The 20,185-nt window shown below is 70.1% G+C and carries 16 protein-coding genes; 10 read left to right on the top strand and 6 right to left on the bottom strand.

Annotated elements, in window-relative coordinates; genetic code table 11:
* The first annotated feature begins 39 nt into the window (after positions 1-39).
* The 3 genes from OIE13_RS21775 (at position 40) to OIE13_RS21765 (ending at position 4,472) form a co-directional block, all read left to right on the top strand.
* Positions 40-1,551, top strand: coding sequence for an MFS transporter (locus OIE13_RS21775; protein ID WP_326636902.1), 1,512 nt, complete (start codon positions 40-42; stop codon positions 1,549-1,551).
* A gap of 120 nt (positions 1,552-1,671) precedes the next feature.
* On the top strand, positions 1,672-2,970 hold the full coding sequence (locus OIE13_RS21770; RefSeq protein WP_326636904.1) for an aspartate aminotransferase family protein: 1,299 nt from the start codon (positions 1,672-1,674) through the stop codon (positions 2,968-2,970).
* Positions 2,967-4,472 carry a CoA-acylating methylmalonate-semialdehyde dehydrogenase gene (locus OIE13_RS21765; RefSeq protein ID WP_326636906.1) on the top strand — a complete coding sequence of 502 codons (1,506 nt, stop codon included), beginning with the start codon at positions 2,967-2,969 and terminating at the stop codon, positions 4,470-4,472. Before OIE13_RS21770 ends, OIE13_RS21765 begins: the two co-directional genes overlap by 4 nt.
* Positions 4,473-4,577: 105 nt before the next feature.
* On the opposite strand, the gene OIE13_RS21760 is transcribed toward OIE13_RS21765, so the two are convergent.
* Positions 4,578-4,976 carry a hypothetical protein gene (locus tag OIE13_RS21760; RefSeq protein ID WP_326828631.1) on the bottom strand — a complete coding sequence of 133 codons (399 nt, stop codon included), beginning with the start codon at positions 4,974-4,976 and terminating at the stop codon, positions 4,578-4,580.
* On the opposite strand from OIE13_RS21760, the gene OIE13_RS21755 reads away from it, so the two are divergent.
* Together OIE13_RS21755 and OIE13_RS21750 are read left to right on the top strand one after the other, a co-directional pair.
* Positions 4,960-5,997: an ABC transporter substrate-binding protein gene (locus OIE13_RS21755; RefSeq protein ID WP_326828630.1), complete on the top strand. Its 1,038-nt coding sequence runs from the start codon at positions 4,960-4,962 to the stop codon at positions 5,995-5,997. The two genes, OIE13_RS21760 and OIE13_RS21755, sit on opposite strands and share 17 nt — an antisense overlap.
* Before the next feature lie 180 nt (positions 5,998-6,177).
* Positions 6,178-7,404 (top strand): saccharopine dehydrogenase family protein, encoded by a 1,227-nt coding sequence (locus OIE13_RS21750; RefSeq protein WP_326636910.1) that lies wholly within the window; start codon positions 6,178-6,180, stop codon positions 7,402-7,404.
* A gap of 134 nt (positions 7,405-7,538) precedes the next feature.
* Here OIE13_RS21750 and OIE13_RS21745 read toward each other — a convergent pair whose 3' ends face one another.
* Both OIE13_RS21745 and gabT read right to left on the bottom strand, forming a co-directional pair.
* Positions 7,539-7,781, bottom strand: a complete 243-nt coding sequence (locus tag OIE13_RS21745) for a hypothetical protein (protein ID WP_326636912.1) — start codon at positions 7,779-7,781, stop codon at positions 7,539-7,541.
* A gap of 245 nt (positions 7,782-8,026) precedes the next feature.
* A complete protein-coding gene (gene gabT, locus OIE13_RS21740) occupies positions 8,027-9,379 on the bottom strand; it encodes a 4-aminobutyrate--2-oxoglutarate transaminase (protein ID WP_326636914.1) in 1,353 nt (450 codons plus the stop codon).
* 90 nt (positions 9,380-9,469) lie between these two features.
* Between gabT and OIE13_RS21735 the strand changes: the two genes are divergently transcribed.
* Positions 9,470-10,936 (top strand): PucR family transcriptional regulator, encoded by a 1,467-nt coding sequence (locus OIE13_RS21735; RefSeq protein WP_326828629.1) that lies wholly within the window; start codon positions 9,470-9,472, stop codon positions 10,934-10,936.
* A 21-nt stretch (positions 10,937-10,957) separates the two neighbouring features.
* Here OIE13_RS21735 and OIE13_RS21730 read toward each other — a convergent pair whose 3' ends face one another.
* A complete protein-coding gene (locus tag OIE13_RS21730) occupies positions 10,958-11,593 on the bottom strand; it encodes a TetR/AcrR family transcriptional regulator (RefSeq protein ID WP_326636918.1) in 636 nt (211 codons plus the stop codon).
* A 223-nt stretch (positions 11,594-11,816) separates the two neighbouring features.
* Between OIE13_RS21730 and OIE13_RS21725 the strand changes: the two genes are divergently transcribed.
* Positions 11,817-13,244, top strand: coding sequence for an aldehyde dehydrogenase family protein (locus tag OIE13_RS21725; RefSeq protein WP_326636921.1), 1,428 nt, complete (start codon positions 11,817-11,819; stop codon positions 13,242-13,244).
* A 99-nt stretch (positions 13,245-13,343) separates the two neighbouring features.
* On the opposite strand, the gene OIE13_RS21720 is transcribed toward OIE13_RS21725, so the two are convergent.
* Both OIE13_RS21720 and OIE13_RS21715 read right to left on the bottom strand, forming a co-directional pair.
* The gene (locus OIE13_RS21720) at positions 13,344-14,390 is read right to left on the bottom strand and encodes a trypsin-like serine peptidase (RefSeq protein ID WP_326828628.1); all 1,047 of its coding nucleotides are present in this window, start codon (positions 14,388-14,390) and stop codon (positions 13,344-13,346) included.
* A gap of 79 nt (positions 14,391-14,469) precedes the next feature.
* Positions 14,470-15,576: a trypsin-like serine peptidase gene (locus OIE13_RS21715; RefSeq protein WP_326636925.1), complete on the bottom strand. Its 1,107-nt coding sequence runs from the start codon at positions 15,574-15,576 to the stop codon at positions 14,470-14,472.
* A 193-nt stretch (positions 15,577-15,769) separates the two neighbouring features.
* Between OIE13_RS21715 and dxr the strand changes: the two genes are divergently transcribed.
* From dxr to OIE13_RS21700, 3 genes are all read left to right on the top strand, one after another.
* Positions 15,770-16,954, top strand: a complete 1,185-nt coding sequence (dxr, locus tag OIE13_RS21710; RefSeq protein WP_326636927.1) for a 1-deoxy-D-xylulose-5-phosphate reductoisomerase — start codon at positions 15,770-15,772, stop codon at positions 16,952-16,954.
* Between the two features lie 35 nt (positions 16,955-16,989).
* A complete protein-coding gene (gene ispG / locus OIE13_RS21705; RefSeq protein WP_326636929.1) occupies positions 16,990-18,156 on the top strand; it encodes a flavodoxin-dependent (E)-4-hydroxy-3-methylbut-2-enyl-diphosphate synthase in 1,167 nt (388 codons plus the stop codon).
* A 403-nt stretch (positions 18,157-18,559) separates the two neighbouring features.
* Positions 18,560-20,179 (top strand): alpha/beta hydrolase, encoded by a 1,620-nt coding sequence (locus OIE13_RS21700; RefSeq protein ID WP_326636931.1) that lies wholly within the window; start codon positions 18,560-18,562, stop codon positions 20,177-20,179.
* The last annotated feature ends 6 nt before the right edge of the window (positions 20,180-20,185 follow it).

Here is a 20,185-nt window from a genome sequence, read left to right as displayed (position 1 = left end):
CTGGTAGTACGCCGTACGAGCTTGTCGTACAGTGTGCGAGTGAAATCGAACGCTGTACGAGTCGAACGCGATCCGAGGCGCTGGTGGATCCTCGGAGTGCTCTGTCTGAGCCTGCTGGTCCTGGTGGTGGACAACACGGTCCTGAACCTGGCCATCCCGGCCCTGATGGTCGACCTGGGAGCCACTCCCGCGGACATTCAGTGGATCATCGACGCCTACGTCCTGGTCTTCGCCGGGCTACTGCTCACCTCGGGCAGCCTGTCGGACCGTTACGGCCGTAAGCGTTTCCTGATCATCGGCCTGGTGCTGTTCGGCGGCGCCTCGCTGGTCGCCGTGCTGGTCACCGAACCCTGGCACCTGATCGGCGCCCGCGCGCTGATGGGCGTCGGCGGCTCCATCCTGATGCCGAGCACCCTGTCGATCCTGATCACCGTCTTCGACGAGGAGGAGCGCCGTAAGGCGATCGCCGCGTGGAGCGCGGTGGCCATGGTCGGTGTGATCGCCGGTCCCACGTTGGGCGGTTTCCTGCTGGAACACTACTGGTGGGGATCGATCTTCCTGCTCAACGTGCCCGTCGCGATCGTCGCCGTCATCGCGGCGGTGCTGCTGATGCCCGAGTCACGCGGTCCGGCCAGGCGGCTCGACCCGGTCGGCGTGGTGCTGTCCACGGTCGGCATGAGCGCACTGGTCTACGTGGTCATCTCCGCGCCGACGGCGGGCTGGAGTTCGGCGGAGTCGCTGGCCGCCGCGGGTGTGGCGGTGGTCGCGCTGGGGGCGTTCGTGATCTGGGAGCTCAGGTCGGACCACCCGATGCTCCCGCTGGAGCTGTTTCGCGACCGGAACTTCAGCGGCGCCTCGTTCTCGATCGTGCTGATGTCGTTCGGCACGGGCGCGCTGCTGCTGATGCTCACCCAGTACCTGCAGTTCGTGCTGGGCTACGGTCCCATGCAGGCCGGTCTCGCGCTGCTGCCGTACGCCGTGGCCGCCGCGCTGTTCAACGGGGTCGGCGCCGGGCTGGGACAGAAGGTCAGCAACCGGGTGCTGGTCGCCGTCGGCCTCGCCGTGATGGCGTCCGGCTTCGGGGTACTCGCCTTCATGACCGCCGACACCGGGTACGGCACGTTGATCACCGGTCTCATGCTCATGGGAGTCGGCGGGGGGCTGGCGGGTCCCGCGGCCTACGCGACGCTGATGGGCGCGGTACCGCCCGCGCACGCCGGTGTCGGGTCGGCGCTCAACGACACGGTCCAGCAGGTCGGCATGGCGCTGAGCATCGCCGTGCTGGGCAGCGTGCTGGCCGGGGTCTACACCTCGTCGATGCCCGCGGACGCCCCGGCCGCCGCCAGGAGGTCGATCGGGGAGGCGCTGAGGCTGGGGGATCCGGGGGTGATCGGGACCGCGCGCGAGGCGTTCGTCTCCGCCATGTCGTTCGGCTCCTGGGTGGGTCTCGCCTTCACCCTGGCCGCCGCCACGCTGGCGTTCCTGGTGCTGCGGCCCGCACCTGTGGCCACGGCCGTTTCGGACACCGACCTGGTGAAGGCTGAGGGCTGAGGGGGGTTTGGCCGGCTCGGCGACGTGGGCGCGCTGATCTGACAGTGTGATGGGTTTGGTGACTATCTGACGACATGTTGATGGTATGAGTAGGTGGCTCCGAGCGGCGATACTCGATGTATGTCGGACCTCCTTGCGCGCCATCGCGCGGTAATGCCCAACTGGCTGGCCCTTTACTACGACGAGCCCATCGAGATCGTCTCGGGCAAGGGCAACCGGGTAGTCGACGCGTCGGGCAAGAGCTACCTTGACTTCTTCGCGGGCATCCTGACCAACATGATCGGGTACGACGTGCCCGAGGTGCGGGAGGCCGTGGAGCGGCAGCTCGCCACCGGCGTCGTGCACACCTCCACCGTCTACCTGCTGCGCGGCCAGGTCGAGCTGGCCGAGAAGATCGCCAGGCTCTCCGGCATCCAGGACGCGAAGGTCTTCTTCACCAACTCCGGTACCGAGGCCAACGAGACCGCGCTGCTGCTGGCGACCTACGCGCGCAGGTCCGACCAGGTGCTCGCCATGCGGCAGAGCTACCACGGCCGCTCCTTCGGCACGATCGGCGTCACGGGCAACCGCTCCTGGAAGAACAGCTCGCTGTCGCCGCTGAACGTGCACTTCCTGCACGGAGCCGACCGGCACCTCACCCAGTTCCGCGGTCTGTCCGACGCCGGTTACATCGAGGCCTGCGTCAACGACCTGCGCCACGTGCTCTCCACCGCCGTCTCCAGTGACGTGGCGGCGCTGATCGCCGAGCCGATCCAGGGTGTGGGCGGCTTCACCATGGCCCCCGACGGGCTGTTCGCCGCCTACAAGGAGGTCCTCGACTCCGAGGGGATCCTGTTCATCTCCGACGAGGTGCAGACCGGCTGGGGCCGTACCGGCTCGGCCTTCTTCGGTATTCAGAACCACGGCGTCACGCCCGACATGATGACCTTCGCCAAGGGGCTGGGCAACGGCTTCGCGGTGGGCGGCGTCGTCGCCCGCGGTGACCTGATGGACAACCTCCACGCCGTCGGGCTGGCCACCTTCGGCGGCAACCCGCTCTCCATGGCCGCGGCCAACGCCACCCTGGACTACGTTCTCGACCACGACCTGCAGGCCTCCGCCGCCAGGACCGGCGCCCTGATCATCGATGGGCTCCGCGAGGCCGCGCCGCGCCTGCCGGTCGTCGGCGACATCCGCGGCAGGGGGCTGATGTTCGCCGTCGAGCTGGTCGACCCGGCGACGGGCGAGCCCTCCCCGGCGCTCGCCAACCGCTTCATGGAGGAGAGCAGGAAGGCCGGCCTGCTGGCGGGCAAGGGCGGGCTGCGGGGCAACGTGCTCCGTATGGCCCCGCCGCTCACCCTGACCATGGAGGAGGCCGCCGAAGGCCTCGGAATCATCGTCGGTGTACTCGAAACCATCAATGCCGAGGTCGTCTCGTGAAGAACGTCACCCACTGGATCAGCGGGAGCCCCGTCGAGGGCTCCGGTCGCACCTCCGAGATCTTCAACCCCGCGACCGGAGAGGTCACGGGGCGGGTCCACCTCGCCTCGGTGGACGAGGTCGACGCGGCCGTGGCCGCCGCCGTCGCGGCCTGGCCCGCCTGGCGGGACGCCTCGCTGGTCAAGCGCTCGCAGGTGCTGTTCCGCTTCCGCGAGCTGATGTACGCCCACCGCGACGAGATCGCGGCGCTGATCAGCGCCGAGCACGGCAAGGTCCACTCCGACGCGCTGGGCGAGGTCGCTCGCGGCCTGGAGGTCGTGGAGTTCGCCTGCGGCATCCCGCACCTGCTCAAGGGCGGCTTCTCCGAGGGCGTCTCCACCCGGGTCGACTCCTACTCGATCCGCCAGCCGCTGGGCGTGGTCGCCGGGATCACCCCGTTCAACTTCCCGGCCATGGTGCCGATGTGGATGTTCCCGATCGCGATCGCCGCGGGCAACGCCTTCATCCTCAAGCCGTCGGAGAAGGACCCCTCGGCATCGCTGCTGATGGCCTCGCTCTGGAAGCAGGCCGGGCTGCCGGACGGCGTCTTCGGCGTCGTCCAGGGCGACAAGACGGCGGTGGACCGGTTGCTGGAGCACCCGGACGTGCGCGCGATCTCGTTCGTCGGATCCACGCCCATCGCCAGGTACGTCTACGAGACCGGCACCCGTCACGGCAAGCGGGTCCAGGCGCTCGGCGGCGCCAAGAACCACATGCTGGTGCTGCCCGACGCCGACCTCGACCTGGTCGCCGACGCCGCAGTGTCGGCGGGCTTCGGCTCGGCCGGTGAGCGCTGCATGGCGATCTCCGTCGTGCTGGCCGTGGACCCGGTCGGCGACGAGCTGGTCGACAGAATCGTCTCCCGGGTCTCGGAGCTGACCGTCGGTCCCGGCGACGACCCGTCCTCCCAGATGGGGCCCCTCGTCACCGAGGTCCACCGCGACAAGGTCGTCTCCTATCTGGACCTGGGCGTCGCCGAGGGTGCGAAGCTCGTCGTGGACGGCCGCAGGACCCCGGTCCTGGGCGGCGCCGCCGCCGAGGAGGCCCCCGGCTTCTGGCTGGGGCCCACGGTCCTGGACCACGTGCCGGCCGGCTCGCGGGTTCACACCGAGGAGATCTTCGGTCCGGTTCTGGCGATCGTCCGGGTCTCCTCGTACGAGGAGGGCCTGGAGTTGATCAACGGCGGCGAGTTCGGCAACGGCACCGCGCTCTTCACCAACGACGGCGGCGCGGCCCGGCGTTTCCAGAACGAGGTCGAGGTCGGCATGATCGGCATCAACGTGCCGATCCCGGTGCCGATGGCCTTCTACAGCTTCGGCGGCTGGAAGTCCTCGCTCTTCGGCGACACCCATGTCCACGGGACCGAGGGCGTGCACTTCTACACCCGGGGCAAGGTCGTCACCTCCCGCTGGCTCGACCCGAGCCACGGCGGCGTCAACCTCGGCTTCCCCACCAACGGCTAGTTGTACCGACCACCGACGGGCCGGCTCCGCCTGGCCAGGTGTGTCGTCGACGGCCGATGGCCCCTGAACCGTGAGGCCCGCGCCCCTCCTGCCGGGGCGCGGGCCTCACACGTGCCCCGGCGCGTGCCCGGCCTGCGGGAACCGCAGGGGGGCCGGGTCACGCACGTCCAACGGACCGCGGAGGCCGGGGATGGCCGGTAGGCTCCCGGGCAGATCGGTGGCGACGTCGGGAGGAAACCTCGTGGGCCTCGTGGGCAGGGACAGGTTTCGTCGCGCACGCCTCGGGACACTGCTGGGGGCGGGCGGCCTGGTGCTCGCAACCTTGACCCAGGTGGGGGCCGCGAGCGCGACCCGGCCGGTGCGGAGCCCCACGCCCTCCGGCACGCCCTCCGCCGCTCCCGTCGCGACGCCGGGCTCCGAGTCCAGGGCGACCTCCGCCGCAACCTCCAGCCCAGCGCCGTCGGCGTCCATCGGCAAGGGCGAGGGCGTGCTCCAGGTGCTCACGTTCCAGGGGTACGTCGAGTACGGCGGGGCCAGTTCGCGGGTCAACTGGCTGGCGCCCTTCGAGCGGGAGAGCGGCTGCGTCGTCAAGCTGGACCGGGTCCGCACCAGCGAGGAGATGGCGGCCAGGTTCGCCCGGGGCGGCTATGACGTGCTCTCGGCCGCCCCCGACCTGGCCGGTCTGCTGGTGGCGCAGGGGAAGGTGGCGCCGCTCGACACCGCGCTGGTCGCGGACTACAGGCGGATCCCCAAGCGCCTGCGCGAGCTGCCCGGCCTGCGCGAGGACGGCAAGGTCTACGGCATCCCCTACCTGTGGGGGGTGAACCAGGTGATCCGCGAGGGGAACGGCCCGCAGGGGCCCCTGGCCCTGTACGGGAAGGCCTCGGCGGCGATCAGGAACAGCCCGCTGAGCATCGCCGACGCCGCGCTCGCCCTCAGGGAGACGCGCCCCCAGCTGAAGATCAAGGATCCGTTCCAGCTCACCCCCGCCCAGCTCGACGCCGCGGTGAGGCTTCTCGCCGAGGGCGAAGGGGCCGACCGGGTTTACTGGGACGGCTCGCTCGACCTGGTCAGGGCACTGTCGGCGGAGCAGGTGCGGATCGCCCAGGTCCTGCCCTACCACCTGGACCTCTTCCGGCGCGCGGGCCGGCCGATGAAGGCGTTGAAGGGGGTCCCGGCGACGGGGTGGGTCGATTCGTGGATGCTCGCGGCCAGGCCCGCCAGCCCGAACTGCGCCTACCGGTGGCTGAGCTGGATGAGCTCGGCGCGGGCACAGCGCCCCGCCGCGGCCTGGACCGGTCTCGCCCCGGCCAACCCGGAGGCGTGCGACGGGCGCGGTCGCCGGATGTGCGAGGTCTACCAGGTGCGTGACAACCGCCGGCTGCGCGACGTCCTCTTCGCCGCTCGCCCGGCGAGGGACTGCGGCGGCCTGGGCGGGGAGTGCACCGACTACGCCGACTGGGCGGAACGCTGGAAGAAGCTCCTGACGTCCGCAGAGCCCGGAAAGACCGAGATCTCCGGCTGAGGCCACGCACGGCCGTCGGGGGCGGAACGCGATGTGCGGGCCGGCCCGATCTGCTATGTCTGCATTTCCGGTAACGGGCTTCGATTTTCGTTGTTTTGATCGTCTTTGGCGATGGATTCAGTGGGAAAATCATGCTCTTAATGTCGACTGGTCGACCAGTCAGTGGGTAGGCTAGCCGCCATGAGAATCCTTCTTGTTGGAGCGGGCGGCGTCGGCTCCGCCGTCGTCCCGATCGCCGCACGCCGAGATTTCTTCGAACACATCGTGGTCGCCGACTCTCAACAGAACCGGGCCGCCGCCGTCGTGGCCAGGATCGCGGATCCGCGTTTCAGCGCCATCGAGCTGGACGCCTCCGACCGGGCGGCGGTCGAGGCCGCCCTCGCCGAGCACCGCTGCGATGTGCTTTTCAACGCGGTGGACCCCCGCTTCACCATGTCCCTGTTCGAGGCGGCGCTCAACGCCGGAGCCCGCTACCTCGACATGGCGATGTCGCTGTCGCGCCCCCATCCCCGCAGACCGTACGAGCTGACCGGTGTGAAGCTCGGCGACGAGCAGTTCGCCCTCGGCGAGGCATGGCGGGAGCGGGGCGGGCTGGCGCTGGTCGGCATGGGGGTGGAACCGGGGCTGGCCGACGTGTTCGCGCGCTACGCCGCCGAGCACCTCTTCGAGAGCATCGAGGAGATCGGTGTCCGCGACGGCTCCAACCTGGTGGTCGAGGGCTATGATTTCGCGCCGACCTTCTCCATCTGGACGACCATCGAGGAGTGCCTCAATCCGCCGGTGATCTGGGAGGACGGCGACTGGCACACCACCGAGCCGTTCAGCGAGCCCGAGGTGTTCGACTTCCCCGAGGGGATCGGGCCCGTCGAGTGCGTCAACGTCGAGCACGAGGAGGTGCTCCTCGTGCCGCGCTACATCGACGCCAGGCGGGTGACGTTCAAGTACGGTCTCGGCGAGGAGTTCATCGGAGTCCTGAAGACCCTGCACAAGCTGGGCCTGGATCGGGTGGGCAAGATCAAGGTAGGCGGGGTCGAGACCTCACCGCGCGACGTGGTCGCGGCCAGCCTCCCCGACCCGGCCACGCTCGGTGACCGGATGCGGGGCAAGACCTGCGCCGGGACCTGGGTGAAGGGCGTGGGCAAGGACGGGGAGCCGCGCGAGGTCTACCTCTACCACGTGGTCGACAACGAGTGGTCGATGCGGGAGTACGGCTGCCAGGCCGTGGTCTGGCAGACGGCGGTGCACCCGGTGGTCGCCCTGGAGTTGCTGGCCACCGGCGCCTGGTCGGGCACCGGGGTGCTCGGCCCCGAGGCGTTCGACGCGGTGCCCTTCCTGGAACTGCTCAATGCCTACGGCTCTCCGTGGGGCATGCGCGACCAGGCCACCCCCGCTCTCCTGTCGGCCTGACGCACCGGGTCCCCTTCTGACCACCGTTCCGGCTGCGCCCCGACAGGCCGCGAGGGACGAGCCGGGAGAGTGAGGCGTCCCCTTCCTGGCCGTCGCCGTTCCGGCTGTGCCGGCTGTTCCGGCCGGGCGGAGCCCTAGGAGAAGGCCACGCGCCGGGGGAGGGAGTGGGTGTCGTCCTGCTGCGGCAGCAGTGCCTCGGCGCACTCGGGGCAGGCGAAGAGGGCGTTGCCATCGGGAAGGCGGCCGATCCTGATGCGCGGGCGGGGCCACTTCTTGTGACAGGCCACGCAGGCGTCGCCCTCGCACTGGGGGCGGGTCAGTCCCTCGGGATCGAAGGTCATCGTGACGTGTGCCGTGCCAGCCGGCCGCCAACTCATCTTAAATCCCTCCAGCGTGGAGACCCCTGGTTCTCTCCCGCGGCTCGGCCGTGGGGAGGATGTCGACACGTTCCCTGTCGTGATCGCGCACTTTCATATCGGAACCGTTATAACGCGGTCACGGCCCGTGATCGCTGTGGTAGGTGTCAAGCGGTGGTTAAATCACGGCCTACATGCAGGCCGTATAACGGCAAATAGGGCACTCAGCATCAAGCCGGGTGCCCTATTTGGTGGGGTCTAAACCGTCAGACCTCGCTTATGGCCTTCTCCAGGATCGTGAGGCCTTCCTCCAGCAGGTGGTCGGGGATGACCAGCGGTGGCAGGAAGCGCAGCACGTTGCCGTAGGTGCCCGCGGTCAGCACGAGCAGGCCCTCGGCGTGGCACCTCCTGGCGATCTCGCCCGCCGCCGTGGGGTGCGGGTCCTTGGTGCCGGGGACCACCAGTTCGATGGCGATCATGGCCCCCCGGCCGCGTACGTCACCGATCATCGGGTTCCGCTCCGCCATGGCGCGCAGCCGGGGGAGCATGGTCTCGCCGATGCGGCGGGCCTTTCCGGTCAGGTCGTCGGCCTCGATGGTCTCCAGCACGCCCAGCGCCGCCTCGCAGGCGAGCGGGTTGCCACCGTAGGTGCCGCCCAGCCCGCCCACGTGAACCCTGTCCAGGAGGTCGGCCCGGCCGGTGACCGCGGACAGCGGGAGGCCGCCCGCGATGCCCTTGGCGGTGACGATGATGTCGGGCACGATGCCCTCGTCCTCGCAGGCGAACAGGTCGCCGGTGCGGGAGAAGCCGGTCTGGACCTCGTCGGCGATGAAGACGATGCCGTTCTCCCGGCAGAACTCCGCGATCTTCGGCAGGAAGCCCTTGGCGGGCTCGATGAAGCCGCCCTCGCCCGCGATCGGCTCGATCACCACGGCGGCGACGTTCTCCGCGCCGATCTGCTTGGCGATCTGGTCGATCGCCTGGGCGGCGGCCTCCTCGGCGCAGTTCTCCGGGCCGGTGGGCCAGCGGAACGGGTAGGCCAGCGGCATCCGGTAGACCTCGGGGGCGAACGGGCCGAAGCCGTGCTTGTACGGCATGTTCTTGGCGGTCAGCGTCATCGTCAGCAGGGTCCGGCCGTGGTAGCCGTGGTCGAAGACGACGACCGCCTGGCGGCCGGTGGCCTGGCGGGCGACCTTGACCGCGTTCTCCACGGCCTCGGCGCCGCTGTTGAGCAGGAAGGTGCGCTTCTCGTGGTCGCCCGGGGTGATCTCGTTGAGCTTCTCGGCGACCTGCACGTACGACTCGTACGGTGTGACCATGAAGCAGGTGTGCGTGAAGTCGGCGACCTGCTTGCGCACCCGCTCGACGACGCGCGGGGCGGCGTTGCCGACGCTGGTCACCGCGATGCCGGAACCGAAGTCGATCAGGGAGTTGCCGTCGGCGTCGACGACGACACCGCCTCCGGCATGCGTCACGAAGACGGGCAGCGTGGTGCCGATACCCGGTGGTACCGAGGCCTGCTTACGTGCGAACAGCTCACGGGACTTCGGGCCGGGGATCTCGGTGACGATGCGGCGTTCCTGCGGAAGCGAGGGGCCGCCCTCGGTGACGGTGCTCATGATGTGAAGGTATGTCGCGGATGTCGGTGTGCCGATGATGCACTATGGCAAAATTGATGGGGGACACTGGACGTAACGTACAAAATGGGGGTGGGTGTGGCGCCGACGCTGCGCACCGTCGTACGACGACCGCCGCTCGGGCTCGGCGTGCTCGCCGGAGGGGACGCGCTCGACCGGCCGGTGCGATGGGTGGCGGTCAGCGAGCTGGAGGATCCCACCCCCTTTCTTGAAGGTGGGGAGCTGGTCCTCACCACGGGCATGCGCCTGGACGCGGGCAACGCCGGGCCTTACGTCGAGCGCCTGGTCGGCAGGGAAGTCGCCGGCCTCGGATTCGGTGTCGGGCTCGGGCACGAGACGATCCCCGGGGAACTGGTGGAGGCTGCCACGCGGGCGGGGCTGCCGCTGCTTGAGGTGCCGCGCGACACCCCGTTCGTCGCCATCGGCAAGGCGGTCAGCGAGTTGCTCGCCGCGGAGCAGTACGACGAGCTCAGCCGCGCCTTCGCCGCCCAGGGCCGCCTCACCCGCGCCGCCCTGCGCCCCGAGGGGCCTCGCGCGGTGATCGACCGGCTGGCCCGCGAGCTGGACGGCTGGGCGATCCTGCTCGACGAGGCGGGGGGCGTGCGGCATGCGGCGGGCAGGGGGTCGGCTGGAGCCGCCGACGGCCTCGGCCCCGAGCTGGAGCGGCTGAGAAAGGTCAGCAACCGTGGCGCGCCCGCGAGCGTGGCACTCTCCTCGCCCAAGGAGAACGTCATCGTGCAACCGTTCGGGGCCCGCCGCGTCAGGGGATTCCTCGCCGTCGGCCTCGGCCGGCCTTTCACCCCGGTCGCGCACACCGTGGTCAACGCCGCCGGATCCCTGCTGACGCTCGCCGTCGAGCACGGCAGGGAGCACCTGGCCGCCGAGCGCCGGGTCCGCTCGGCGGTGCTGCGGCTGCTGCTGGCCGGGCAGCCGGACGCCGGGTGCGAGACGCTGGAGCGGCTGGGGGAGCGGCTTCCCGCAGGCCCCCTGGTGGTCCTCGCCTGCGCCGGTGAGCCGGAGGCCGTGCTGGAGACCGCGGGCGAGGCGTTCGCGGCCGCCGACGGTGACCGGGTGGTCCTGCTCGTCCCGGCCTCGGGGGCCGGTGCCGTGGCCGCGGCGCTCGGCGAGCACGGCCCCGTCGGGGTCGGCGACTCCGTGGGCCTCGACGATCTACGTACCGGACTCGACCAGGCCGACCGGGCGCTCGCCGCGGCCAGGCGCGGCGCGGTGCCGGTGATGCGCTTCGCCGACCTGGCGGGCCAGGGACTGCTCGCCCTGCTCGACTCCGGCGCGGCGGCGGCGTTCTCCTCGGCTCTGCTCGCCCCGCTCAGAAAGTACGGCTCGCGCGCCGACCTGCTGGAGTCCCTGCGGGTCTACCTGGACTGCAACGGCCACTGGGACGCGGCGGCGCAGCGGCTCGGGGTGCACCGGCACACCCTGCGCTACCGCATGCGCCGGGTCGCCGAACTCGTCGGCCGTGATCTCGACGACCCGGCGGCCCGCGCCGAACTCTGGATCGCCCTGGCCGTCGCCGGGTGACGGGCCCACCCGGTGAGCCGGTCACTTCCGGCAGGGGTCGGTGACCAGGTAGCGGGAGAGGACGGCGTAGGTGACCGTGTCGTAGGTGCTGCTGTCGCGCAGGTGTCCGGCACGTTCCAGGCTGATCGCGCCCTGGGCGGCGGCCCACACGGCGTCAGCGATCTTCCTGGGCTGGGTGGGGACGATGTATCCGGCCGAGATGCAGTCGGAGATCACTCGGTCGACGATGTTCAGTGCCGCGCGGGCCAGGGTCCTGGCCCGTTCGCTCGGTACGAAGCCGGGGATCGCGCGCTCGAACATCAGGGCGTAGTAGCCGGGCTCGTCCAGCGCGGCCTCCCGGTAGACGGGGCCGAGTGCGATGAGGTGCTCCAGGGCGTCCTTGCGCGGTGACACGGCCTCCAGGCGCCGCCGGAAGCGCTCGAAGCCTTCCAGGTAAAGAGCCTCGGCCAGGCCCTCCTTGCTGCCGAACATGGTGTAGATGACCGTCGTCGAGCATTCCGCCTCGGTGGCGATGCGGCGCATCGACAGGCTCTCCGGGCCGATGGTGACCAGCAACTGGCTGGCGACGTCGAGCAGTTTCGCACGCAGTTCGTCGTGGGAGGCCCGTTCACCGAGGAGATAGGCGCCCTGAAGGCCGCGCGGCGCCGAGGAGGTCATGCGCCCACGCCCTTCCGCTCTGAGTGTCCATCCGGTGACTTAGCCACGGCGAAGATCATCTAAACCGGCGGCATGTAAGGAATATCCTCAAATGCCCCTCTTTTTGGTGCAGGGCCGGGGTGGATGAACTAGATGAACTATTGGCCGGAAAGGTGTACCGGTGCGGGGCTCTTGTGCGGAGTGGAGTAAGGCCGTGCCCGCGCCGGTGACATAGCGTCGAGGTATGGACGTGCGCCCCTTCTGGCTCGCCGGACGCCCCGCCACGGGTGACGCCGAGCTCACCGTGACCAACCCGCATGACGGCCGAGTCGTCGCCGTCTGCTCCGTGCCGACCGCCGACCAGGTCGAGGAGGCCGTAGCCGCCGCGGCGGCCGTGCGGAAGGAGGCGGCCGCGCTCCCGATCCACGTGCGCGCCGATGCCCTCGCGCACGTCTCGCGCCGCCTGGCCGAGCGCGCCGACGAGATCGCCCGTCTCATCAGCGAGGAGAACGGCAAGCCGATCTTCTGGGCCCGCGGCGAGGTCGGTCGGGCGATCTCCACCTTCAGGTTCGCGGCCGAGGAGACCCGCCGCCTCAGCGGCGAGACCATGCGCCTGGACACCGAGGCCGCCTCCGCGGGCCGCCTCGCCTACATCTCGCGTGTCCCGCACGGCCCGGTCCTGGGCATCACCCCGTTCAACTTCCCGCTCAACCTGGTGGCGCACAAGGTGGCCCCGGCGATCGCGGCCGGTGCCCCGATCGTCGTCAAGCCCGCCCCGGCGACGCCGGTCTCCGCGCTGGTCCTGGGCGAGATCCTGGCCGAGACCGACCTGCCGCAGGGGATGTTCTCGGTGCTCCCGGTGCCCAACGACCGCGCCGGAGGGCTGGTGGAGGACCCGCGCCTGCCTGTCGTCTCCTTCACGGGATCGGCCCCCGTGGGGTACGCGATCCTGGAGCAGGTCCCGCGCAAGCACGTGACCCTGGAACTCGGCGGCAACGCCGCCGCGGTCGTGCTCGCCGGCGCCGACCTCGACTGGGCCGCCTCGCGGATCGCCCTGTTCTCCAACTACCAGGCCGGTCAGAGCTGCATCGCCGTCCAGAGGGTGATCGTCGAGGCGTCGGTGCACGACGACTTCGTGGCCAGGCTCCTCCCGGCCGTCGAGGCCCTGGTCGTCGGTGACCCCGCCGACGAGAAGACGCAGGTGGGCCCGCTGGTGTCCGTCGAGGCCGCGGAACGCGTGGAACAGTGGGTCGATGAGGCCGTCGCGGCCGGCGCCCGTCTGCTGACCGGCGGCACCCGCGACGGCGCGACCGTCGCGCCGACGGTTCTCGCCGACGTGCCCGCCGACGCCAAGGTCTCCTGTGAGGAGGTCTTCGGCCCCGTGATGATCGTCCAGACGGTGTCCGGAGTGGACGAGGCGTTCGCCGCGGTCAACGACTCCAAGTACGGCCTGCAGGCCGGGGTGTTCACCCGCAGTCTCGATGCCGCCTTCCGGGCCAACCGGGAGCTTGAGGTCGGTGGAGTGATCATCGGTGACGTGCCGTCGTACCGTGCCGACCAGATGCCCTACGGCGGGGTCAAGGACTCGGGCGTCGGCCGCGAGGGCATCCGCTCGGCCATCGCCGACCTCACCTACGAGAAGGTCATGGTCCTCACCGGCCTGACCCTGTGAGCCCGGCTCAATGAGCCCGGTTCTGTGAGCCCGGCGATCATCTCGCCCCGCGTGCCCGCGCTCCTCCCACCGGGGACGCGGGCCCTGCTCCTGCCGGTGTCACGACGTTCCGGCCACGGTATAGAGATCCTTGGCCGAGTCGCCGAAGTAGGGGCCGTACATGGTGCGGTGGTCGTCGCTGTACTTGAAACTGCTGACCGAGACGATCGTGCCGCGGCCGGTGGAGGCGTCGAAGCCGCTCAGCCACGGGCCCCCGCTGGATCCGGCGGTCATGTCGCAGCGCATCCCCTGGTCGCCGGTCTGCCCGTTCGGGTCGTCGCGGAGCGTGTCCGCGCAGTAGACCAGGTGTTCACCGTCGTAGGGCGAGTCGGCGGGGAAGCCGAAACCGCTGGTGAGGTGCCCTCTGGGGGTGCCGAAAGCGATCTGTTGACCACCGACGGCGTCGCCGAGGTGCTTGCCGTCATCGGTGTTGACCGCCACCATGCCGATGTCGTGGCTGTCGTCCCCGCCGCGCGACCAGGGACCCGCGACGAACATGCGGCGCGCGGTGTACTGCCCGTACGGGCGACGGCCCTGGGAGTAGCCGGGGACGAAGGTCCAGTTGTCGGCCCAGGCGCCGGCACCGTCCTTGACACAGTGACCGGCGGTCACGACCAGATCCCTGTTGGCACTCCTGACCGAACTCGCCGAGCACACGAAGTCGCTGCCCTTGATGGTCAGGAACACCCGCCCCGTGGTGCGTTCGACCATCCCGCCGGAGGTCCAGCGGGCGCCGGAGGTGCGTGCGGCGGCGCCGTTCGGGCTCCGGTGGGGGGTGACCCCCCGGCCGGCCCGGGCGAAGAGGCGTCCGAGGAACCCGGTGGCCTTCGAGAGCCGGTCGACCGGGAGCGCCGAGGCCATCCGGCGGGGGGTCCAGTAGCCGAGCACGCGCTTCCGCTCCGACGCGGTGGGAGCGGTCCTGTGCTCGACGACGTCCGGCATGCCGGACGCCGCGACTTTCGCGGTGAGAGGGTGGGCGGGGATGTTCACGGCCCGCCGCCCGGGCTCGGCGGCCGTCTGCCAGGTGGCCGTCACGCCGGTCGTCGGGGCGCTCAGCAGCCCGGCGACGAGCGGGGCGGCCGCAAGCAGGGGGAGGCTTGAGGTCATGAGACCCGAGTTTGCACTACGGAGAGTATCTCTGTGATTACTTTTAGGGCATTCGGGTCCGTCGGGTGCTCGGTGAATCTCAGGGGGCGCCGGTTGTCTGGGCGGCCTCGTAGACGGCCTGCGCGTCGGTGCCGAAATACGGGCCGAACATCCAGCCGGACGCGAAGTCGTACTTGAAGCTGTTCACCGAGTTCAGGGTGCCCAGGCCGGTGCTCTCGTTGAAGCCGAGGAACCAGGGGCCGCCACTCGACCCGCCGGTCATGTTGCAGTTCAGTCCGATGTCGCGGGACATCAGGAAGTCGTCGAAGGCTCGTCCGGCGCAGTAGACCAGCTTGGAACCGTCGTAAGGACCGGCCGCCGGGTAGCCGAAGGAGTGCATCTGCGCCCGGCGCGACTGGTTGAAGGAGACGCCCTGGCCGCCGACCACGTCGGTCAGCGATCTGCCGTTCAGCGGGGCCAGCACGGCCGAGGCCACGTCGTAGTTGATGTCCTCGGTGTTGTTCCACTGCGGGGTGGTGTAGAGCGTGGTCGCCACCCACGTGCCGTAGGGCCGGTTGCCGTTCTCGTATCCCGGTACGAACACCCAGTTGCTGTGGAAGGCCCCGCCCATCCGCACGCAGTGCCCCGCGGTGATCACGGTGCTCCTGTTCTCGCTCGTCACCGCGTTCGCCGAGCACGAGGCGTTGCGGCCCTGGTAGGTGAAGAACACCCGGCCGGCGGTCTTGGCGATCGCCCCGCCGCGGGTCCACGGCGCGCCGGTGGAGGCGCGGACGGCCGCCGAGCCCCTGTCGGCCATTTCGGTGGCCGTGACGGTGTCGCCGTTCGGCACGGTCGCGGGGACGGAGACGGGATCGGCCGCGGCCTGTGCCATGATCGCCGCCGCGGTGAGGCGGGCGCCGTCCTTCTTCGGGATGAGGGTGGCGAGTGGTTGTGCCGCCTCCATCTTCGCCTCCGTCCAGTAGCGCTGGACGGTTCGCTGCTCCGCCTTGGTGTCGGCCGCCTCCTTCTCGACCGGATGGGGAACGGCCCGCGCCGCGGTGACACCCCCGCCCCCATCCGTGCCCGTGCCCGCCGTGCCTGTGCCCGTGGCGCCCGTGCCCGTGGCGCCGTGCGCGATCGTCGCGGTGAGCAGGGTGCTTCCCGCGACGGCGGTGAGAATAGGGATGAGCCGTGTTGTGCGTCGCATATGTACCTCCCGAGGCCCGTTGCTGTTCCGGGAAGCTAGTGCGCCGTACATACGCATTTCTCAAGGTTTGCGACTATTGATATGACTAAATTTGGACTTAAATATCGCTTTTTATCGTGTGTTTCACGCCTAACAGATTTCCGTGTGGATGTGGCCGATTCGACAGCGCGGCCCGAGCCGGGAGAATGGGACGGTGCAGCCAGACACCGTCCGCTCCGTCGTCCTGCTCGGCTCGACCGGGTCCATCGGGACCCAGTCCCTCGACGTCATCGCCCGCAACCCCGGCCGGTTCCGGGTGGCGGCGCTGGCCGCCTACGGTGGCCGGATCGACCTGCTGGCCGGGCAGGCGGCCGAGTTCAGGCCCGATGTGGTCGCCGTCGCGGACCCCGACGCGGTGCCGGAACTGCGCGAGGCCCTGGCCGCGCGCAGGGTGGACGCGCAGGTGCTGGCCGGTCGGGAAGGGGTGGCCGAGGCCGCCTCCTGGCCCGCCGACGTCGTGCTCAACGGCATCACCGGCGCGCTGGGACTGACCTCCACGCTGGCCGCGCTGGAGGCCGGCCGGGTGCTCGCGCTCGCCAACAAGGAGTCACTGATCGTCGGAGGGCCGCTGGTCAAGCGCCTGGCCAAGCCCGGCCAGTTGATCCCGGTCGACTCCGAGCACGCCGCGCTGGCCCAGTGCCTGTGGGCGGCGGGTCCCACGGGCCCCGACGCCTCCGCCGTGCGCCGCCTGGTCGTCACCGCGAGCGGCGGGCCCTTCCGCGGCAGGTCGCGCGCGGATCTCGCGGAGGTGACTCCCGAGCAGGCCCTCGCCCACCCCACCTGGTCGATGGGGCCGATGATCACGGTGAACTCCGCCACGCTCGTCAACAAGGGCCTGGAGGTCATCGAGGCGCACCTGCTCTTCGACATCGGCTTCGAGCGCATCGACGTCGTCGTCCACCCGCAGTCGGTCATCCACTCGATGGTCGAGTTCGTCGACGGCTCGACCATCGCCCAGGCCAGCCCGCCCGACATGCGCCTGCCCATCGCGCTGGCCCTCGGCTGGCCCGAGCGGGTCGCCGACGCCGCACCCGGGGTCGACTGGACCACCGCACACACCTGGACGTTCGAGCCGCTCGACGACGGGGCCTTCCCCGCCGTCGCGCTGGCCCGCCACGTCGGCGCGGCCGGCGGCACGGCACCGGCCGTCTACAACGCCGCCAACGAGGTCTGCGTCGAGGCCTTTCTGGCCGGACGCCTGCCGTTCCTCGGCATCGTCGATACCGTGGCCTCGGTAGTCTCCGAGCACAGTGTCACCGAGGCCGACTCGGTGGCCGAGGTGCTGAATGCCGACTCCTGGGCACGCATACGGGCACGGGAGCTCACTGGGACTGCCTAGACTGGTGAGCGTCGTCGACTCTTCAAGGGCTGAAAATGACTTCTGTTGCTCTCGGAATCCCGTCCGTAAGGACCAGGCCGATCGCCGAGCGGCGCATATCTCGTCAGATCATGGTCGGTTCCGTCCCGGTGGGCGGGGACGCGCCGGTCTCCGTCCAGTCGATGACCACCACGGTCACCGCCGACGTCAACGCGACGCTCCAGCAGATCGCCGAGCTGACCGCCTCGGGCTGCCAGATCGTCCGGGTCGCCGTCCCCTCGCAGGACGACGCCGACGCGCTGCCGATCATCGCCAGGAAGTCGCAGATCCCGGTGATCGCCGACATCCATTTCCAGCCGAAGTACGTCTTCGCCGCGATCGAGGCGGGCTGCGCGGCGGTCCGGGTCAACCCCGGCAACATCAAGAAGTTCGACGACAAGGTCGGTGAGATCGCGCGGGCCGCCGCCGACCGGGGCGTGCCGATCAGGATCGGCGTCAACGCCGGCTCGCTCGACCCCCGTCTGCTCCAGAAGTACGGAAAGGCCACCCCCGAGGCGCTGGTGGAGTCGGCGCTCTGGGAGTGCTCGCTCTTCGAGGAGCACGGCTTCCGCGACATCAAGATCTCCGTCAAGCACAACGACCCGGTCGTGATGGTCCAGGCATACCGCCTGCTCGCCGCCAGGTGTGACTACCCGCTTCACCTCGGCGTCACCGAGGCGGGCCCGGCCTTCCAGGGCACGATCAAGTCCGCTGTCGCCTTCGGGGCGCTGCTCGCCGAGGGGATCGGCGACACCATCCGGGTGTCGTTGTCCGCCCCGCCGGTCGAGGAGGTCAAGGTCGGCAACCAGATCCTGGAGTCGCTCAACCTGCGCGAGCGCGGTCTGGAGATCGTCTCCTGCCCCTCCTGCGGGCGCGCCCAGGTCGACGTCTACACCCTGGCCGAGCAGGTCCAGGCGGGGCTGGAGGGGCTGAAGGTCCCGCTGCGCGTCGCGGTGATGGGGTGCGTCGTCAACGGCCCGGGTGAGGCACGCGAGGCCGACCTCGGTGTCGCCTCCGGCAACGGCAAGGGCCAGATCTTCGTCAAGGGCGAGGTCATCAAGACCGTCCCCGAGTCGCAGATCGTGGAGACCCTGATCGAGGAGGCCCTGCGCCTCGCCGAGGAGATGGGCGTGGAGATCGATCTCGACGACGACACCACGGGTCCCCAGGTCGTCGTCGGCTAGTGTTCCGTTCCTCAGCAGAGGTTGCGAACGCGCTGCGGGGAAACCGAGATTGTCGGGCCTGCCTTCCTGATGCCAGGACCGAGGTGGATCTGTACTTCCGGTGAGGAACGTCGCTAGGTCCTTCCCGGCGGATCCCGCGGTGGCGGGGATCGGGCGTACCTGTCGCGGGGTGTTCCTTCGGCGGGTGGCGCGGTATCGCTCCTTTCCGTCTTTTTCGGCCTTTATCGGCATCTGTGGTCGTTTGTGCTCTTCTGTCGCCCTGTCCGGCAGCGCTCCCGACCCAGGATCGTTACACTTGGCAATCACTTGACTACACTTTGCTAGATATCCGGTTGTGTCCCGGGTGGATCACGCCGCCCCCGGGAGACCATCGCCTCTGCCGTACGAGTAGGGGGATCGCACAGTGAAGAAGAGGGTCGGCGGGATTGCCGCGAGCATCGCGATGCTGGCAGCCGCGGTGGGAATGCCGCAGGGGGCGGTGGCCCAGGAGAGGGAGGGGCTGCTCTGGGGGCCCTGCGAGGGCGGCGGGATCTCGGTGCCCGGGGTGGTGCCGCCGGTCCCCGCGCAGCGGGCGGACAGCCGGGTGGAGTGCGCCACGCTGAGGGTGCCGCTTGACTACAACAACCCATACCAGACCATCAACATCGCCCTGAATCGGATCAGGGGGCGGGCCACCCATGACCGTCTCGGCTCGCTGCTGGTCAATCCGGGCGGTCCCGGGGCGTCCGGCCGTGAACTGGTCAAGGGCGTCGTGGCGGGGCTTCCCGGCGGCCTGGCCGACCGGTTCGACGTGATCGGCTTCGACCCGCGCGGGGTGGGGGCCAGCGAGCCCGCGCTGAGCTGCGTCGATCCCGCGGAGTATTACAAGGCGCCCCGCCCCGACCAGGTGCCGGGCACCAGGCGCGACGAGAGCGTGCTCATCGACCGGGCCCGCGAGTACGCCCAGGCGTGTGGCGAACGGTGGGGCTGGATGCTGCCCCACATGACCACGGAGAACTCCGCCAGGGACATGGACTCGATCAGAGCGGCGCTCGGCGAATCGAAGATCAGCTTCCTGGGCTACTCGTATGGGACCTACCTCGGCGCGGTCTACGCGACGCTCTTCCCCGGCCGGCTCAGCCGGCTCGTCCTGGACAGCGTGGTGGATCCGCGCGGCGTCTGGTACCGCTCGAACCTCAGCCAGAGCATCGCCTTCCAGAGCAGGCACCGGGAATTCCTGAAATGGACCGCCCGCCACAATCCGGTCTACCGGCTGGGCGCCACCGAGAAGGCCGTCTCCTTCGCCTGGGACGCCATGCGTGCCCGGTTGGGCAGCCGCCCCGCGGCGGGAGTGGTCGGCCCCAGCGAACTCGACGACGTCTACACCGTCGGTGGCTACTCCGACGCCGTCTGGCCGCAGCTGGCCAAGGCCTTCTCCGCCTACGTCAAGAAGGGGGAGACGGCACCCCTGCTCAGCGCGTATCGCAAGCACGCGGAGAACGACGCCAAGGATGAGAACAGCTACGCCGTCTACCTCGCGGTGCAGTGCCGCGACGCCGCCTGGCCGCGCGACTGGGCACGCTGGCGGACGGACATGACCAGCGCCAACGTCAGGGCGCCCTTCCTCACCTGGCCCAACGCCTGGTACAACGCGCCGTGCGCGTTCTGGCCCGTGCAGGGAGGCACCCCCGTGCGGGTGCACGACAGCACCAGGCTGCCGCCGGTCATGCTGATCCAGGGCGAGCGCGACGCCGCCACCCCGTACGCCGGGGCGCTGCGGATGCGCACCCTGTTCCAGGGCTCCCGGCTGCTGGCCGTGTCCAGCGGTAACCACGGGATCTCGTTCAACGGGAACGCCTGTGTCGACCGCCGCCTGGTCGCCTACCTGAGGGACGGCACTCTGCCCGGTAGAGCACGGCAGGACTCCGGCACCCCGGACGCCCGCTGCCCCGGCAGGCCGGTGCCGGTGCCGGTGATCGCACCCGCGTCCGTCCACGTGCCCGCCGGGCACACGGTGAGGAGAGTCGATCCAGCAGGTAGATGAGATGCT

Source organism: Streptosporangium sp. NBC_01810, assembly GCF_035917355.1.
Classification (GTDB): Bacteria; Actinomycetota; Actinomycetes; order Streptosporangiales; family Streptosporangiaceae; genus Streptosporangium.
Note: the sequence above shows the minus strand (reverse complement) of the source record. Positions and strands in the feature narration are given on the sequence as shown.

What these genes read in the sequence shown, in the direction of transcription:
- OIE13_RS21770 (WP_326636904.1), top strand. Translation starts at nt 1,672, where the DNA reads ATGTCGGACCTCCTTGCGCGCCATCGCGCGGTAATGCCCAACTGGCTG.
- OIE13_RS21750 (WP_326636910.1), top strand. Translation starts at nt 6,178, where the DNA reads ATGAGAATCCTTCTTGTTGGAGCGGGCGGCGTCGGCTCCGCCGTCGTC.
- OIE13_RS21745 (WP_326636912.1), bottom strand. Translation starts at nt 7,781, where the DNA reads ATGAGTTGGCGGCCGGCTGGCACGGCACACGTCACGATGACCTTCGAT.
- gabT (WP_326636914.1), bottom strand. Translation starts at nt 9,379, where the DNA reads ATGAGCACCGTCACCGAGGGCGGCCCCTCGCTTCCGCAGGAACGCCGC.
- OIE13_RS21730 (WP_326636918.1), bottom strand. Translation starts at nt 11,593, where the DNA reads ATGACCTCCTCGGCGCCGCGCGGCCTTCAGGGCGCCTATCTCCTCGGT.
- OIE13_RS21725 (WP_326636921.1), top strand. Translation starts at nt 11,817, where the DNA reads ATGGACGTGCGCCCCTTCTGGCTCGCCGGACGCCCCGCCACGGGTGAC.
- OIE13_RS21720 (WP_326828628.1), bottom strand. Translation starts at nt 14,390, where the DNA reads ATGACCTCAAGCCTCCCCCTGCTTGCGGCCGCCCCGCTCGTCGCCGGG.
- OIE13_RS21715 (WP_326636925.1), bottom strand. Translation starts at nt 15,576, where the DNA reads ATGCGACGCACAACACGGCTCATCCCTATTCTCACCGCCGTCGCGGGA.
- ispG (WP_326636929.1), top strand. Translation starts at nt 16,990, where the DNA reads ATGACTTCTGTTGCTCTCGGAATCCCGTCCGTAAGGACCAGGCCGATC.